This is a genomic window from Roseateles sp. P5_D6, from assembly GCF_054049415.1.
This window is the reverse complement of sequence record NZ_JBFUMK010000005.1, coordinates 206,182-221,942: the sequence shown is the minus strand read 5'-3', so window position 1 is coordinate 221,942 and position 15,761 is coordinate 206,182. Positions and strand designations below refer to the sequence as shown.

13 protein-coding genes and 1 tRNA gene are annotated in these 15,761 nt (G+C 64.9%); 9 read left to right on the top strand and 5 right to left on the bottom strand.

Annotated elements, in window-relative coordinates:
- Positions 1–36: 36 nt before the first annotated feature.
- Genes rapZ through ACXJKM_RS08700 form a run of 3 tightly spaced genes read right to left on the bottom strand, consistent with a single transcriptional unit; the run spans position 37 to position 3,509 of the window.
- Positions 37–951: an RNase adapter RapZ gene (gene rapZ, locus ACXJKM_RS08710; protein WP_457351671.1), complete on the bottom strand. Its 915-nt coding sequence runs from the start codon at positions 949–951 to the stop codon at positions 37–39.
- Positions 948–2,642, bottom strand: a complete 1,695-nt coding sequence (recN, locus tag ACXJKM_RS08705; protein ID WP_457351669.1) for a DNA repair protein RecN — start codon at positions 2,640–2,642, stop codon at positions 948–950. The genes rapZ and recN overlap by 4 nt, the downstream gene beginning before the upstream one ends.
- Positions 2,643–3,509 (bottom strand): NAD kinase, encoded by an 867-nt coding sequence (locus ACXJKM_RS08700; RefSeq protein ID WP_056193829.1) that lies wholly within the window; start codon positions 3,507–3,509, stop codon positions 2,643–2,645. It lies immediately after the preceding gene.
- Positions 3,510–3,576: 67 nt separating this feature from the next.
- On the opposite strand from ACXJKM_RS08700, the gene hrcA reads away from it, so the two are divergent.
- The 3 genes from hrcA to ACXJKM_RS08685 all read left to right on the top strand — a co-directional run bounded on the left by hrcA (position 3,577) and on the right by ACXJKM_RS08685 (position 7,949).
- Positions 3,577–4,584: a heat-inducible transcriptional repressor HrcA gene (hrcA, locus tag ACXJKM_RS08695; RefSeq protein WP_457351667.1), complete on the top strand. Its 1,008-nt coding sequence runs from the start codon at positions 3,577–3,579 to the stop codon at positions 4,582–4,584.
- Between the two features lie 35 nt (positions 4,585–4,619).
- Positions 4,620–4,696, top strand: a tRNA-Ile gene (locus ACXJKM_RS08690).
- A gap of 190 nt (positions 4,697–4,886) precedes the next feature.
- Positions 4,887–7,949 carry an NACHT domain-containing protein gene (locus ACXJKM_RS08685; RefSeq protein ID WP_457351665.1) on the top strand — a complete coding sequence of 1,021 codons (3,063 nt, stop codon included), beginning with the start codon at positions 4,887–4,889 and terminating at the stop codon, positions 7,947–7,949.
- 366 nt (positions 7,950–8,315) lie between these two features.
- Here ACXJKM_RS08685 and ACXJKM_RS08680 read toward each other — a convergent pair whose 3' ends face one another.
- Together ACXJKM_RS08680 and ACXJKM_RS08675 are read right to left on the bottom strand one after the other, a co-directional pair.
- The gene (locus tag ACXJKM_RS08680) at positions 8,316–8,747 is read right to left on the bottom strand and encodes an ExbD/TolR family protein (RefSeq protein WP_457351663.1); all 432 of its coding nucleotides are present in this window, start codon (positions 8,745–8,747) and stop codon (positions 8,316–8,318) included.
- A 116-nt stretch (positions 8,748–8,863) separates the two neighbouring features.
- Entirely contained in the window at positions 8,864–9,412 is a 549-nt protein-coding gene (locus ACXJKM_RS08675) for a DUF1439 domain-containing protein (RefSeq protein ID WP_457351661.1), read from the bottom strand.
- Between the two features lie 120 nt (positions 9,413–9,532).
- Here ACXJKM_RS08675 and ACXJKM_RS08670 point away from each other — a divergent pair, with 120 nt between their 5' ends.
- From ACXJKM_RS08670 to ACXJKM_RS08645, 6 genes are all read left to right on the top strand, one after another.
- Positions 9,533–10,729 carry a PepSY-associated TM helix domain-containing protein gene (locus ACXJKM_RS08670; RefSeq protein WP_457351659.1) on the top strand — a complete coding sequence of 399 codons (1,197 nt, stop codon included), beginning with the start codon at positions 9,533–9,535 and terminating at the stop codon, positions 10,727–10,729.
- Complete coding sequence (locus ACXJKM_RS08665) at positions 10,726–12,810, top strand: TonB-dependent siderophore receptor (RefSeq protein ID WP_457351657.1); 2,085 nt, start codon at positions 10,726–10,728, stop codon at positions 12,808–12,810. The genes ACXJKM_RS08670 and ACXJKM_RS08665 overlap by 4 nt, the downstream gene beginning before the upstream one ends.
- Before the next feature lie 91 nt (positions 12,811–12,901).
- Positions 12,902–14,011 carry a sigma-54 interaction domain-containing protein gene (locus ACXJKM_RS08660; protein WP_082532471.1) on the top strand — a complete coding sequence of 370 codons (1,110 nt, stop codon included), beginning with the start codon at positions 12,902–12,904 and terminating at the stop codon, positions 14,009–14,011.
- Between the two features lie 82 nt (positions 14,012–14,093).
- Positions 14,094–14,876, top strand: coding sequence for a MotA/TolQ/ExbB proton channel family protein (locus tag ACXJKM_RS08655; RefSeq protein ID WP_457351655.1), 783 nt, complete (start codon positions 14,094–14,096; stop codon positions 14,874–14,876).
- A 10-nt stretch (positions 14,877–14,886) separates the two neighbouring features.
- Complete coding sequence (locus tag ACXJKM_RS08650) at positions 14,887–15,309, top strand: ExbD/TolR family protein (protein ID WP_457351653.1); 423 nt, start codon at positions 14,887–14,889, stop codon at positions 15,307–15,309.
- Positions 15,306–15,761: an ExbD/TolR family protein gene (locus ACXJKM_RS08645; RefSeq protein ID WP_457351651.1), complete on the top strand. Its 456-nt coding sequence runs from the start codon at positions 15,306–15,308 to the stop codon at positions 15,759–15,761. Before ACXJKM_RS08650 ends, ACXJKM_RS08645 begins: the two co-directional genes overlap by 4 nt.

Genomic DNA, 15,761 nt, shown 5'->3' with positions numbered 1-15,761 from the left:
TTGTTCTGAACTTCCCACCGGGCCGAGCGAGGGGCTCTACCTTGCGTCCAGCTCGCGGTGGCGCTTCAGCACATGGCCGTGGTGGCTGAACTGGCGCGCCAGCATCTCGACGAGATACACGGAGCGGTGCTGGCCACCGGTACAGCCAATGGCCACGGTCAGGTAGCTGCGCTGGTCGGCCGCGAAATTGGGCAGCCAGCGCGACAGGAAGCCGGCGATCTGGCCCATCATCAGGCCGACCTCGGGCTGGGCTGCGAGATAAGCCGCCACCGGCGCATCGCGGCCGTTGAGCGGGCGCAGCTCCCGGTCGTAATAGGGATTGGGCAGCACGCGCACGTCGAAGACGAAGTCCGCGTCGCTGGGCACGCCATGCTTGAAGGCGAAGCTCTCGAAAACCAGGGTGAGCTTGGCGCCGACGTGCGGGCCGACCAGATCACCCAGCCAGGCACGCAACTGCGCCGGGCGCAGCTGGCTGGTATCGATGACGGTGGACTCGGCCTTGAGCCCGCCGAGCAGTTCGCGCTCCAGCTTGATGGCGTCCAGCAACAGGCGGTGGCTGTCATCGGCCGCGCCTTCCAGCGCGCCGAAGCCGGTGTCGCGGTCCTCGCGCAGCGGGTGAGGCCGGCGTGTCTCGGAGAAGCGCCGCATCAGCGCCTCGTTGTTGGCGTCCAGGAAGATGGAGCGCACCGGCACGCCGGTGGCTCGCAGGTCCTTGAGCAGCGGCAGCATCAGCGGCAGCGAACTCGCCGAGCGCACGTCCACCGCGATGGCGACACGGCGTTCACCGCGTTGCTGCTCCAGGCGTAGGAAGTCCAGCAGCAGCTCCGCGGGCAGGTTGTCCACGCAGAAATAGCCGGCGTCTTCCAGGGCATGCATGGCCACCGACTTGCCGCCGCCGGACATGCCGGTCAGCAGCACGACGTCGCCGTGCAGATCCGTGTCCATGCTCATGACCGGGCCTTGCGCGGCTTGATCGCCGTGGACGCGTCCAGCATCTCCTGCGCATGCGCCAGGCTGGTCGACGACAGGCGCTCGCCGCCCAGCATGCGGGCGATCTCGGCCACGCGGGCTTCGCCGGCCACGGGGCTGACGGAGCTGACGGTGCTCGTGCCTTGCAAGGCCTTGGCGACGACGAGATGCCGGTCTGCGCACGCGGCCACCTGGGGCAGGTGGGTGACGGCCAGCACCTGGCGCAGGCCGGTTGCCGAATGGCCGAGCTGCTTCATCAGCCGGCCCACGGTCTCGGCGACGGCGCCACCGATGCCGACGTCGATTTCGTCAAAGATCAGCGTGCCGGGCGCGTTGTCGGTTGCAGCCTGGCTGGCCGTCACCGCAATGGCCAGCGCGATGCGCGACAGCTCGCCGCCCGAGGCCACCTTGGCGAGCGGCCGCGGCGTGCTGCCGGCATGGCCGGCGACCAGGAATTCGGCGGATTCGACGCCAAAGCTCTGCGGGCCGTCGGTAGGGTTCAAGGCGATGTCGAACTGGCCGCCCGCCATGCCGAGCTGCTGCATCGCCGCCGTGACGGCGGACGCCAGCTGGGGCGCCGCCTTCTTGCGGGCGCGGCTGGCGGCCTGGGCCTCGGCGTCGAAGGCCTGGCGCGCGGCGGCGAGGGCCGCCTCGAGGAGCGTGGGGTCGCTGGCGGCGTCAAGCTGGGCCAGCTCGGTGCGCCATTGCGCGAGCAGGGCCGGCAGCTCGTGAGGCTGGCGGCGGTAGCGGCGCGCCAGCGTCATCCAGGCCGACACGCGCTCGTCCAGCTCAGCCAGGCGGTTCGGGTCGAGATCGGCCTTGTGCAGATAGGCCGACAGCGTGTGGCTGGCGTCCTGCAGCTGGGCCTGCACGTCGCGCAGGGCCTGCACAGCGGGCAGCAGGCGGGCGTCGTGGTCGAGCACGCGTTCGAGCTGGTCCAGCGCGCCGCCGGCGAGGGACTGGGCGCTGGGCTCGGCCTCGTCCAGCGCATCCAGGGCCGACTTGGCTGCGTCGATGAGGGACTGGCCATGCGACAGGCGCCCGTGTTCGGCGTTCAGCTCCTCCCACTCGTCCTCGGCGGGCGCCAGGCCGTCCAGCTCGCCGATCTGCCAGGCCAGTCGCTCGCGTTCGCGCAGCGCGTCGGCCTGCTGGCCCTGGGCCTTTTGCATCGCCTCGGCGGCTTGCTTCCACGCGGCGTGGGCACGGCCCAGCGGCGCCGTGTCCAGCCCCGCAAAGCCATCCAGCAGCTCGCGCACGGCGGCGGGGCGGGTCAGGCCCTGCCAGGCGTGCTGGCCGTGGATGTCGAGCAGGTGATCGGCCAGCTCGCGCAGCTGGGTCAGCGTGGCGGCGCCGCCGTTGATCCAGGCGCGGCTTTTTCCCGCGGCGTCGATGACGCGGCGCAGCAGCAGCGTGTCGTCGCAGTCGAAGCCGGCCTCGTCCAGCCAGGCGCGCAGATGCGCCGGCGTGTCGAACTCGGCGCAGATCTCGGCCTTGGCCGCGCCCTCGCGCACCACGCCAGCGTCACCGCGGCCGCCCAGGGCCAGCTGCAGCGCGTCGATGAGGATGGACTTGCCAGCGCCGGTCTCGCCGGTCAGCACGGCAAAGCCGGGCTCGAAGTCGAGCTCCAGCGCGGGAACGATGACGAAATCCTTGAGACTCAGGTGCCGCAGCATCTAGACGTACCAACGTAACTTGCGACGGAGCGTCGCGTAATAACTCCAGCCCTTGGGGTGCAGAAAGCGCACTTGGTGCTGGCTGCGCCGCACGGTGATGGTGTCGCCGTGCAGCAGGCTCGCGAGGCTTTGCATGTCGAAATTCACCGAGGCATCGCGGCCGGCGACGATCTCCAGGCGCACCTCGCCCAGGTCAGGCAGCACGATGGGCCGGTTGGACAGGGTGTGGGGCGCGATGGGCACGATCAGCCAGCCGGCGATGCCGGGGTGCAGGATGGGCCCGCCGGCCGACAGCGCATAGGCCGTGGAACCGGTAGGCGAGGCCACGATGAGGCCGTCGGCGCGCATGTTGGCGACGAACTGTTCGCCGACCTCGATTTTCAGCTCCACCATGCCGGAGCTGCCGCCGCGGCTCACGACCACGTCATTGAGTGCCAGGCCGGAGAAGATGGATTCGCCGTCGCGCCAGACCGCGCCTTCCAGCATCGCCCGCGGCTCGACTTCGTAGTCGCCTGCCAGTACTGGCGCCAATGACTCGCGCCAGCGTTCGATGGGAATGTCCGTGATGAAGCCCAGCCGCCCCTGGTTGATGCCCACCAGCGGAATGCCGTGGCGGGCCATGTCCCGTGCGAAGCCGAGCATCGTGCCGTCACCGCCGATGACCACCGCCAAGTCGCATTGCCGGCCCAGCTCGTCGTTGGACAGCGCTTCATAGCCCGTCAGGCCGGTGTTGAGCGCGGTGTCCGCTTCCAGCGAGACATCCAAGCCCTGGCTGCACAAAAATTGGGCAATCTCCTCCAGCACCGGCCCGATGCCAGGCGCTTGATGCTTGCCCACGATGGCGACATGTCTGAAGCGCTCGGCCATGCGGCAAATTACACCACAGGGGGTTTGCACATCCCGGGCAGAACAGCGCTGTCCATAGAATGCGGGCATGCTCGACGAGCGCTCCAAATCCCTGCTGAAAACCCTGGTCGAACGCTATATCGCGGACGGGCAGCCGGTCGGCTCGCGCACGCTGTCCAAAGCCTCGGGCCTGGAACTCAGCCCGGCGACCATCCGCAATGTGATGGCCGACCTCGAAGAACTCGGCCTCATCGCCAGCCCCCACACCAGCGCCGGACGTATCCCCACGGCGCGCGGCTACCGCCTCTTTGTCGACACCATGCTGACGGCCCAGCCCGGCCTCATTGGCGTGGATGCCGCCCGGCTGCAGCCCGACCAGCCCCAGCGCGTCATCGCCAGCGCGGCGCTGATGCTGTCCAACCTGTCGAGCTTTGTGGGTGTGGTCACGTCGCCGAAGAAGGCCAGCGTCTTCCACCACATCGAGTTCCTGCGCCTGGGCGAGCGCCGCGTGCTCGTCATCCTCGTCGCACCCGATGGCGACGTGCAGAACCGCGTCATCTTCACCGCACAAGACCTCAGCCAGTCCGAGCTCGCCGAAGCCAGCAACCGCCTGAATGCCAACTATGCCGGCCTCACGCTCGAAGCCGTGCGCGAACGCCTGCGTCATGAGGTGGACGAGTTGCGCGGCGAGATCGCCGGGCTGATGAGCGCGGCCGTGCAGGTCGGCACCGAGGCCATGGTGCAGGAGCAGGAGCAGGTCGTCGTCTCCGGCGAGCGCAACCTGCTGGCCGTGCAGGACTTCAGCCACGACATGGGCAGCCTGCGCCGCCTCTTCGATCTCTTCGAGCAGAAGACGCAACTGATGCGCCTGCTGGACACCTCCAGCCGCGCCGAGGGCGTSCGSATYTACATCGGCGGCGAAAGCCAGGTCGTGCCCTACGAGGAACTGTCCATCGTCAGCGCGCCCTACGAGGTCGACGGCCAGGTGGTGGGCACGCTCGGCGTCATCGGCCCGACGCGCATGGCCTACGACCGCATGATCCAGATCGTAGACATCACGTCGCGGATGGTGGGGCAGGCGCTCAGTCAGCGGTGAGCCGTCCCTGACTAGAATCCGCGCCTCCTCCCCGGGGGCCGTTAGCTCAGTTGGTCAGAGCAGAGGACTCATAATCCTTTGGTCGTTGGTTCAAGTCCAACACGGCCTACCAATAAAATCAAGCGCTTGCGACCGACTTTGCTCAAGTCGTGATTCATGGCGCAGCTCCATGTAGCCGGCATGTAGCCACTTTGGACTCCGTCAATCAAGAGGTGACTTGCAGACATGTCCTTTTGCGCCGCGTATACGCCCTAATGCCGCCTTCAAAGGGCGTCGATACGATCGACGCTACGGAGGTGGCCATGGCTGAAAAAAAAGAAACGTCGGCAACAGCATTTGATGTGGCGCTCAAGGTATTTGATACCTTATGGAATTGGGCCGGAGCAACAGATACGTGGCGATGGCTAATGATGGGTGCCACCGCAATAATATGCGTCGCTATTGCGATATATGTCGCAACTAAGGCGCTAACAAAGTTTGCGGAAGCGCTTTCGAAGCTACTTGAGGTCTACAAATCCAGCGGTCTGCCTCTGTTCCTTAACCCTGAGGACAAGGTGCGAGTGCGCCGGCGTAAGCAGTTCTGCGCCGTGCTTGAAGCCGATCTTGCGTATATTGCGAAAGCAGAAAGTTGGAACGATCAATACTTCACTGATCTAGAGGCTGAGGTGGAAACGGAAGGTGGATATTATATTTCTCCGTTCCATAGAATGATCAGCAAAAGATCTCAAGGATTGAGGAAGGAAACGTCGCTAATCAAGGCCATTTCGAGTAGCAGTGAACGTGCTATTCAATTAACCGGTGAGCCAGGTGCTGGTAAAAGCGTTGCATTAAGGCATCTCGCGGCTGAACTTGCGGCGCGAGGCAAGCGGTCAAATGACAAGAAGGCAATCGTTCCGCTTTATGTGAATCTGCGAGAGCTTGAATTTCAAGAAGGTCAAAGAATTGATGCGAATGCGATTCGGGACTTCGTGCTTGATAATGTTCGGCGCGGCGATTCTGACACTTCTGACTTTGTTAGAAAAAACTGGGACGACTATCGCGAGCGCGGTATTTGGTACTTTCTTTTCGATTCCTTCGACGAAATCCCCGCGGTCTTGCACGCAAAAAGTGGGGATCCGACAACTAAGGCGTTCTCTGAAGCAATTCGCCAGTTTCTTGATGGAATGGGCGATTGCAAAGGCATTCTTGCCTCGAGAGAATTTAAGGGGCCGGAAGCTCTGCCCTGGAAAAAGTTCAGAATACTTAGTTTGAATTGGGAAAAGCAGGAGGAGTTGGTCGCGAACGCTTTCCTAACATCAGAACAAGCTACGATGGTTCTGCACCATCTGACGAGCACATCAGTTGCGCTTACGCGCACGCCGCTCTTCCTAACATTGCTTTGTAGATACGTTAAGGAGGAAAACAAGGCTCCGAGCAACGACTTTCAGTTGTTGGCTTTACATATTCAACGACTGGCAGGGAAGGATCGCCAGTATCTATCAAAGCAATATGGGTTGACGCCAGCCCAATTGTTGCAGGGATCTCAGCGCGTAGCTCGACTCTTTGCTGAAGAACCGACCATAGGTTTATCTCCAACCGTGGACCAGGTGGCAGCTTACCTGCCCGCCGAGCAAGTTCCAGGAAGGGATATATCAAAGTTCGTTTCCGCAATGGTGGACTTTAAGATTGCGAGAGCCGATGTGCCAAATGCGACCCCTGGGGATCGGCGATTTGCGTTTTCTCACAGAAGATATCAAGAGGCGTTGTTTGTTCAATATCTTGTGGAAAACCCGAGCCTGATACAGGGGCGTGATCTGCTTGTCGATTCAAGATGGCGGGAATATTCCGTAACATTGCTGGAAACCCAAGAGGTAGGCGTGTTGGAGGGCATGTTCGCAGCAGCTCTTGACTTGCTTCGAGCAGCGAACGCTTTGGACTCGGAAAATCAGGCGCTGCCTCCAGCTAGTGATTCTGGCGCTTATTTCACGTGGGGCACCGAAACAACTGCGCTTCTCAAACTGTTGCATGACGGCTTGGCTCGACGTGCGGATATTATTCCAGATGAGTTGATTGAAGCGGTTGAAACTTTCCTCTCCAGAAGATGGGATCGAGGAGATTCCATCGATCGCATCAACATTCTTGCACTTGGCGGCTTGCTGCCTTCCGATTTGCTTTCCCGCTATCTGAGCGAATCTTTTAAATCTGGAACGAGACGCGCCCAGAGTCAAGCCTTTGCACAAGTGACATTGCTCCGTGGGTCCATAAATCGAATTGTGCGTGACGCAGTTCTACAGCGGCTTGCGGACGGTGTGGTTAGTGCAAAGGGGCGAGCGGACATATTTCGGCTCGAAGCTCTCGCCGCACGCCTGCCCTTCGAACTGGGCGCGGAGCATGTTTTTCGGCGTAGCTTGGTACTTTGGAAGTTTTCATGTGCTTTCAAATGGCTTGTTGAGATATTTATATTTCCGTTGAGATCATTGCTTTGGTTGAAATATAGATTGCGGCCGTCCATCCGCCTCAAGGGTGCACCCGACGTTGGGTTGACGATATTTATTGTTGGATTTTGCTTGTACATATCTGCGGCATTCGCGCTTGAGTCGCTTCTTGGCGGCGGCTCTTCCCAGTTGGATCGCGTTTCAATGTCAAATTGGGACCTGAGCTTATTTCGCGACTGGGCTTTAAACAGCTCTACTGCAAATAAAGTAACGGTATTGCTGATATTGATGCTGTGTGTGCTCTATTTGATGATCCCGGCCGTATATTCGCTTCGTGCTGAGCCACAGAGAATACGGCTTTCATTCATCCGGAAACTGCTTAACGCTCAAATGATGACAGAGGTCATCGTGGGCCTTATTCTTTTGGCTATCGTCGGCGGTGTTTTGTGGGGTGTTGGGGTGGGCGTCAAATACCTGATGGCGTTGTTGTTCGGCGTGAGCATCGGGCGACATGCTATTTTGGTTGGAGGAATGATTGGTTTTGCGCTGTCAGCGTTTTTTGTAATCATTGATAGAGAGCGTGACCGCCGCAAGGAAAGGCAGGCGGGAGATTCTTTTGCGGTAATGCTGGACAAGAATGGTGGCGACGAGTATTTGACATGGTTAGCGTGCCCAAAAGCTGCTTGGTTAGCTAGATGGATTATTCTGTCTACGGGATACAGCAGGGCCAAAGAACTCGGAGTGGACAAGATGGCCGTTAAGGTTGCAGAGCTTCGGTCGCTATCAGCCATTCTCCAGCGGGAAATTAGATCTCCTAGTGACCGTTTAACTGGCGCCGTCGATTCCAGAATCACTCGTGGCGAAGCGCTGGCGGTGCTCAATTTGATAGAGTGGGATTACGGAGAATTGGCGGGGCAACTCCATGTCGCAATATCCGAGACTTCCATCTGACGGTGCCGCGTAACCGACGCGGGACAGATCTGAGGTCGTACAGTTATTGACACGAGTCCGAGGCGAAGCCGGCTGCGCCGTCTCCGCGATCTGGCTCCGCCAGTCGAAACGCCGGCGTGGACTTTGGGGACGTTCGGTGCTCCAAACTGGCGGACGGACTCAACGATCCATGTGCGTAAGTCCGCACTTTGGGTAGATGCGCCGACGGGCTCAACGCCGAACGGTCGGGGCTGCATGGCATCGCCGTAGCGGCCAAGGTCGCTGGGGGCGCGCGTTGCGAGCTTGATAGCGGCCTCGCGCCCGATACCCATACCGCCCTGCGCGCGGCAGTGGCATCCCAAGCCTCGGTTTCGCGCTCGTCGCCGTCTAGCTGCTGAACTGCTCGTTCCCCGCCACGCCCAGCTTCTTGACGCTGTGGCGCTGCGCGGAGGCCATCACGGCAGCGAAGGCGCTGTAGTCCACCAACTTGTTCGGCTTGATGTGCACCTCGGGCTGATTGGCCTCGGCGAGCGCGCCCACTTCCTGCATCTTGGCGTCGACGGCGGCGCGGTTGGCCAGGGGCTGGTCGTCCCAGTAGACCGTGCCGTCGAAGTCGATGGCGACGGTGTGGATGACCGGCTTGGGTTGTGACTTGCCGCCCAGCCCGATGTCCAGGCTGATCGAATGCAGCTGGGTCGGGATGGTGAGGATGAGCATCACCAACAGCACCAGCATCACGTCGATCAAGGGCGTCGTGTTGACGTCCATCAGGGTCTCGGGTTCGCCACTGCCAGGCATCGTTGCAACGTTCATTCCCATGTCGGTCTCCCTCGGGTTGCTGCCATGCGCTCACCGTGCTGGCAAGCGCTGGCACCGATGATGCCCAGCGGACGCCGTGAAGACAACGGGAGCCTGCTGCCCTGTTGCTACCGACCCTACTGCGAGAAGCTGACCCTCAGCTTCCCATTCACCACCTTCACATCCCGCACGGCCATCTTCGCCAGCGCGCCCTTGGCCGTGCTCGCATCGATGGTGTAGACGGGGCGAGCCTGCAGCTGTGCGTTGATCATCCCCGGCCCTTGCAACTTCACGATCGCGGCGTACTCCTCTGGCAAGCCGGCGAACTCCAGCGTCGTGATCTGCACGTCGTCCAGGAAGAGCTGGCCCTCGGCCGGCACATAGCGCGGCCGGCCGGAGAAGCCGACGCGGCCGGTGCGCTCGCGGGTGCCGAGCACGACCTTGGCGTCTGCCGTCAGGCCGATGCGGTCCTCGCCCTCGGTCAGCACGACGACGGGGTTGGACAGGTCCAGGCAGGCGATGAGGAGCTTGCAGTGATGCGTCGGGAAGCGCGGCGCGATGCGGGCCTGGAGCTCGGCCTGCTCGATGTCGAGATGGCCGTCGGAGATGCGGCTCAAGACGGCACAGGTGGCCAGCGGCAGGACGGCGAGCAGGGTGACGGTGAGGGCAACAAGGCGGCGGTTCATGACGTCAAAGGCTTCAAGGCGCCGCCGAGTTTGCCCTCGTCCACCCAGAGGGGGCGTAAGTCAGTGTTCGATCAAATGCGAATACAAATGATTCGCATTTGAGTGCTAGCATGGCTGCTTATGCGTGCGTTACTGGTTCTCCTGCACCGCTGGTTCGGCCTGGCGGCGGCGGTTTTTCTGTTCATCGCCGGACTGACCGGCGCGGTCATCGCCTTCGACCACGAGCTGGACGCCGCGCTCAATCCGCAGTTCTTCGAGGCCAGCACCGCGGGAATGGCCCGCCCGGCGCTGGAGCTTGCCGATGCGCTCGAGGCCGCCGACCCGCGACTGCGGGTGCGCTACCTCCCATTGCAGGCGGAGGCCGGCCACACGCTGCTGGCCATGGTCGACCCACTTGATCCTGAAAAACCGCTGGGCTTCAACCAGCTCGCCGTCGACCCCGCCACCGGCGCCGTGCAGGCCCGCCGGCAATGGGGCGCCTTGTCGCTGTCGCGCGAGAACCTGCTGCCCTTCCTGTACGCGCTGCACTACAGCCTGCACCTGCCGGAGTCCGGCAGCATCGCCTGGGGCATCTGGCTGATGGGGCTGATCGGCCTGGTCTGGGTGCTGGACTGCTTCGTTGCCATCTATCTGTCCTTCCCCAGCCGGCGCCATTGGCGCAAGTCCTTCGCCTTCCGCTGGGCCAAGGGCGGCCATGCGCTGACCTTCGACCTGCATCGCAGCGGCGGCGTGTGGCTGTGGCTCTTGGTGCTCGTCATCGCGCTGACCTCGGTGGCGATGAATCTGCGCCAGCAGGTCGTCGTGCCGCTGGTGTCGGCGGTCTCGCGCATCACGCCCAGCGCCTTCGAGACCCGCCAACCCAGCGCCAAGCCCATCGTGCCGACGCTGACCCGCGCCCAGGCCCTGGCGGCCGCACAGGCCCAAGCGCGCGAGCGCGGCCTGAAAGCGCCGGCCGGCGGCATCTTCTATGCCGCGGAATACGGCGTCTACGGCGTCGGCTTCTTTCAGCCCGGCAATGACCACGGCGACGGCGGCCTCGGCAACCCCTGGATCTACATCGACGGCCGCGACGCCAGCCCGGCCGGCGCGCTGATCCCCGGCGAGGGCACGGCGGGCGACCTCTATCTGCAGGCCCAGTTCCCGATTCACTCCGGCCGCATCCTGGGCCTGCCCGGCCGCATCCTCGTGTCCGCCCTGGGGCTGGCCATCGCCGTGCTTTCCGTCACCGGCGTGTTGATCTGGCTGCGCAAGGCGCGCGCCCGCCGCCACGCACCCCAAGCGCCTTCCGCTCCCGCCCTGCGTCCTTCAGAAGCATGAAATCAAAGACCGCCCTGATCCTCTCCCCGTTGGCCTTGGCCGCAGGCGCCGCCCTGGCGCTGCAGACCCCGGTGGAGGCCGCCGGCGCGATCCTGCCCACCGTGCGCGTGCAGGCCAAGGCCGCGGACGACGAGAAGAGCAGCAGCGGCGCCACCCGGCTGGAGATGACACTGCGCGAGACGCCGCAGTCCGTCACCGTCATCGGCCAGCAGCAGATCCGCGATTTCGGCCTCACCGACGTCAACAAGCTGCTGGACCTGACCCCGGGCGTGCTGGTCGAACGCGTCGAAACCGACCGCACCTATTTCAGCGCGCGCGGCTTCGACATCCAGAACTTCCAGGTCGACGGCCTCGGCCTGCCTTTCGCCAACGGCGCGCAATGGGGCGCGCTGGACACCGCCGCCTTCGAGCGCGTGGAGGTGTTGCGCGGCGCCACCGGCCTGCTCGCCGGCACGGGCAACCCGTCGGCCACGGTCAACTTCATCCGCAAGCGCGCCGCCAGCAAGGCCTTCGCCGCCAGCGCCGCGCTGACGCTGGGCTCGTGGAACCAGCATCGCGTCGAAGCCGATGTGAGTGGCAGCCTGAATGGCGACGGTTCGCTGCGCGGCCGCTTCGTGCTCGCCGACGAAGACAAGGACAGCTGGCTTGACCGTTACAGCCAGCACCGCAGCCTGGGCTACGGCGTGCTGGAGCTGGACATCGGTCGCAACACCCTGCTGACTGTCGGCCTCAACGCCCAGCGCAGCAAGGCCGACAGCCCGATGTGGGGCGCGTTGCCGATGGTGGACAGCACCGGCAAGCGCATCGACTACTCGCGCAACACCAGCTCGGCGGCCGACTGGGCCTGGTGGACCAACCGCGACACCGAAGCCTTTGCCGAACTGAGCCACGACCTCGGCGGCGGCTGGCAGGCGCGCGCCACCGCCTCGCGGCGCAGCCGCAGCACGCCCAGCGAGCTCTTCTACGTCTATGGCACGCCCAACCCCGGCGGCGTGCCGGACAGTGGGCTGTACGCCTACCCCTCGGCCTTCGACGGCAAATACGTGGACAGCGTCGCCGACGTCTACGTCTCCGGCCCGTTCAGCCTGTTCGGCCGCGAGCACCAGCTGATGCTCGGCCTCAACGGCGGCCGCCAGACGCTCAGCGAGCTCTCGCTCTACGCCGGCAATATCGGCGCGGCCGTGCCCGGCCTGCAGGGTTGGAACGGTGCCTTCCCCAAGCCGGCCTTCGGCGCGTCGACCGACGGCTCCGACGTGTCGCGCCGCCGCGAGAGCGCTTACGCCGCCGCCCAGTTCAGCGTCAGCGACGCGCTCAAACTGGTGACAGGCTTCAACGCCACCCGCGTGCGCAACAGCGGCATGAGCTACGGCGTCGAGCAGGCCTACAGCCACAGCGCCGTCAAACCCTATCTCGGCGCCGTGCTGGACCTGAGCGCCAGCACCAGCGCCTACGCGAGCTACGCCGAGGTCTTCAACCCGCAGCTCGAAGCCGACATCAACCGCAAGCCGCTGGGCCCGCTGGAGGGCAGCAACCTCGAGGCCGGCATCAAGACCGAATGGCTCGATGGCCAGCTCAACGCCAGCGCCGCCGTCTTCCGCACCCGCCAGCAGAACGTGCCGGTGCAGGCTGGCACCCGCCCCGACTTCAGCGCCTATTACGAGGGCATCACCGCCACCAGCACCGGCTATGAGCTGGAGCTGTCCGGCAAGCTGACGCCCGACTGGCGCATTGCCGGCGGCTGGACGCAGCTGCGCCTGAAGGGCAGCAGCGGTGAAGACGTCAACCGCTACATCCCGCGCCGCGTGCTGCGCCTGAGCTCCACCTACCAGCTGCTGCCCCAGCTCAAGCTCGGCGCCGCCGTGCGCTGGCAGAGCGAGATCAGCGACCCGGCGCAGGTCGTCAGGCAAAAGGCCTACGCCGTCGTCGACCTGAACGCCGGCTGGGAGTTCAACAGGCAGTGGAGCGCCGGCCTCGCCGTCAACAACGTGGCCGACACGACCTACCTCGGCAGCCTGAAATGGGACCAGGCCTACTACGCCGCACCGCGCAGCGTCAGCGCCACCTTGAGCTGGAAGTACTGACGATGTAGGGGGTGGTCGCCGCGCTGAGCGCATATCCATCTGCGCAAAGCGGCGTTCCCTCTTTGGCGGGCGGTGCCTAGAGTGCCGGGCAATGACACGCCTGCTCACCTTCCCCGACTCCCAGCACCAGGTGCTGTCGATCCGCGCCAAGGCGCTGGTCTTCGACGACCCGGCCTCGCGTGCGCTGCTGGCCCAGGCCGAGCGCGTGGCGGCGAGCGACGCCACCGTGCTGATCATTGGCGAGACCGGCACCGGCAAGGAGCTGATCGCCCGCCACATCCACAACAGCAGCGGCCGCCGCGGCCCCTTCCTGGCCGTCAACTGCGGCGCCTTCACCGAGCAGCTGGTCGAAGCCGAGCTCTTTGGCCATGAAGCCGGTGCCTACACGGGCGCCACCAGCGCGCGCGCGGGCTGGTTCGAGGCCGCCGCCGACGGCACGCTGTTCCTCGACGAGGTGGGCGACCTGCCGCCGTCCGTGCAGGTCAAGCTGCTGCGCGTGCTGCAGGAACGCCAGGTCGTGCGCATCGGCTCGCGCAAGCCCATCGACGTGCGCGTGCGCCTCGTGGCCGCCACCAATGTGCGGCTGGAGCAGGCCGTGGCGGCCGGCCACTTCCGCGCCGACCTCTACTACCGACTCAGCGTCGCCACGCTGCAACTCGCACCGCTGGCCCAGCGGCCGGGCGACATCCTTGCACTGGCCGAGCATTTCATCGAGGTCTACAGCCGCCGCCTCGGGCTCACGCAGGTGCGCCTCAGCGCGGATGCGCGCGACGCACTGCTCGGCTACGCCTGGCCCGGCAATATCCGCGAGCTGGAAAACGTCATCCAYTACGCGCTGATCATCTGCCGCGACGGCAGCATCGCCCGCGAGGATCTGCAGTTGCATGCGGTGGCGCGGCCCGGGCCGGCGGTCGTTGCGCCGCCGGCGGAAGCGGTGGCCGAGGAGGTGCTGGAGCGCGTTTTCGATCGGCTCTTCGACGAGGCGCCCCAGGCGCTGCACGCGCGCGTCGAGTCCGCATTGGTCCGCGCCGCCTACCGCCACTGCCACCACAACCAGGTGCATACCGCGGCGTTGCTGGGCATCACGCGCAATGTGCTGCGCACGCATTTGAAGCGCCTGGGCCTGTTGGCGCCCGCGCGTAACGCCGCGCCGCAGCTTGCCCATGAGGCCATGCCCGCGCGTCTTCACGCCGCTGCATGAGCTAACGCGAAAAGCTTAGTTCGCGCTTCGCAGGGCGCTGCGCACACTGCCCCGGTCCCTCTGCTTTACTCCACACACGCCGATGAACGCCTCCATCTTTGCCCGTCGCGCCCTCGCCCCGCTCGCCCTGCTCCTCATCGCCAGCGCCGCCCAGGCCCAGGGCGACAACCCCTATGGCGTCGGCGCCGTCTGGGAGAAGAGCGACGCGGTCACCAAGGTCGTGCTCTTCACCCTCGTCGCGATGAGCGCGGGCAGCTGGTACGTCATCATCACCAAGCTGCTGCAGCAGGCCCGCCTGGGCGTGCAGTCGCGTGCCGCGCAGCGGGATTTCTGGAGCGCCGGCACCGTCAAGGCGGGCGCCGAGAAGCTGTCTCCGAAGAGCCCCTTCCGCTACATCGCCGAAGCCAGCCTCGAGGCCACGCAGCGCCACCACGGCCTGCGCGCCAAGGTCGACTTCGCTGACTGGGTGGACCTCTCCCTGCACCGCGCCACCGAGCGCGTGCAGCGCCAGCTCTCCACGGGCCTGAGCCTGCTGGCCACCGTCGGCTCCACCTCGCCCTTCGTCGGCCTGCTGGGCACGGTCTGGGGCATCTATCACGCGCTCACCGCCATCGGCGTGGCCGGCCAGGCCTCCATCGACAAGGTGGCCGGCCCGGTGGGTGAGGCGTTGATCATGACGGCCATCGGCTTGTTCGTCGCCGTGCCTGCCGTGCTGGGCTACAACGCGCTGCTGCGCCGCAACGCACTGGTGCTGGACGACGTGCGCGACTTCTCCGGCGAGCTGCACTCGGTGCTGCTGGGTTCGGCACACGAAGAGCCCGCCTCTGCGGAGCAGCCGGCGGGCCTGAGCCCCGTCCTGGCCTGAGCACTGCGCCATGGCCATCCAGATTGCGCAGGGTGCCGACGAGGCGGTCTCGTCCATCAACACGACGCCGCTSGTCGACGTCATGCTGGTGCTGCTCATCATCTTCCTCATCACCATCCCGGTCGTGAACTTCTCGGTGCCGGTGGAGCTGCCCAAGCAGCGCAACGAGGTGCGCGAGAGCGAGCCGAAGGACGTGGTCATCACCGTCGCACGCGATGGCAAGCTCTACTGGTTCGATGCACCCGTGGCCAGCAAGGACGCGCTGTTCGAGCGGCTCAAGGGCATTGCCCAGCAGCAGCCCCAGCCCGAGGTGCATGTGCGCGGTGACGCCGGCAGCGACTACGCCCCTGTAGGCCGAGTGCTGCTGGCCGCCCAGCGCGCCGGCATTGCCAAGGTTGGCTTCATCACCGAGCCGCCAGCGAGGGCGCTATGAGTGCGGGACCTCTGCGCAAGGCGGCTCGTGTGCGCCGCCAGGTCACGTCGGCCCTGCCCGTGCCAGACATCAACACCACGCCGCTGATCGACGTGATGCTGGTGCTGCTGGTGATGCTCATCATCACCATCCCGGTGCAACTGCACAGCGTCAAGCTCAACCTGCCGATCGCACCGCCCAGCGCGCCGCCGCCCACGCCACCCGAGGTCGTGCGGCTGGACATCACGCCGGATGCCGTGCTGTGGAACGGCGAGGCCCTTGCCGACCAAGTCTCGCTGCGTGAGCGCCTGGACGCCGCCGGCAAGCAGGCCACGCAGCCCGAGGTTCACGTGCGCCCGCAGCCCGGTGCCAAGTACGACAACTTCGCTGCCGTCATGACGGCGGCCCACCAGGCCGGCCTGACCAAGCTCGGCGTGACCGGCAGCGAGCAGTTTCTCGACGATTCGCAGTAG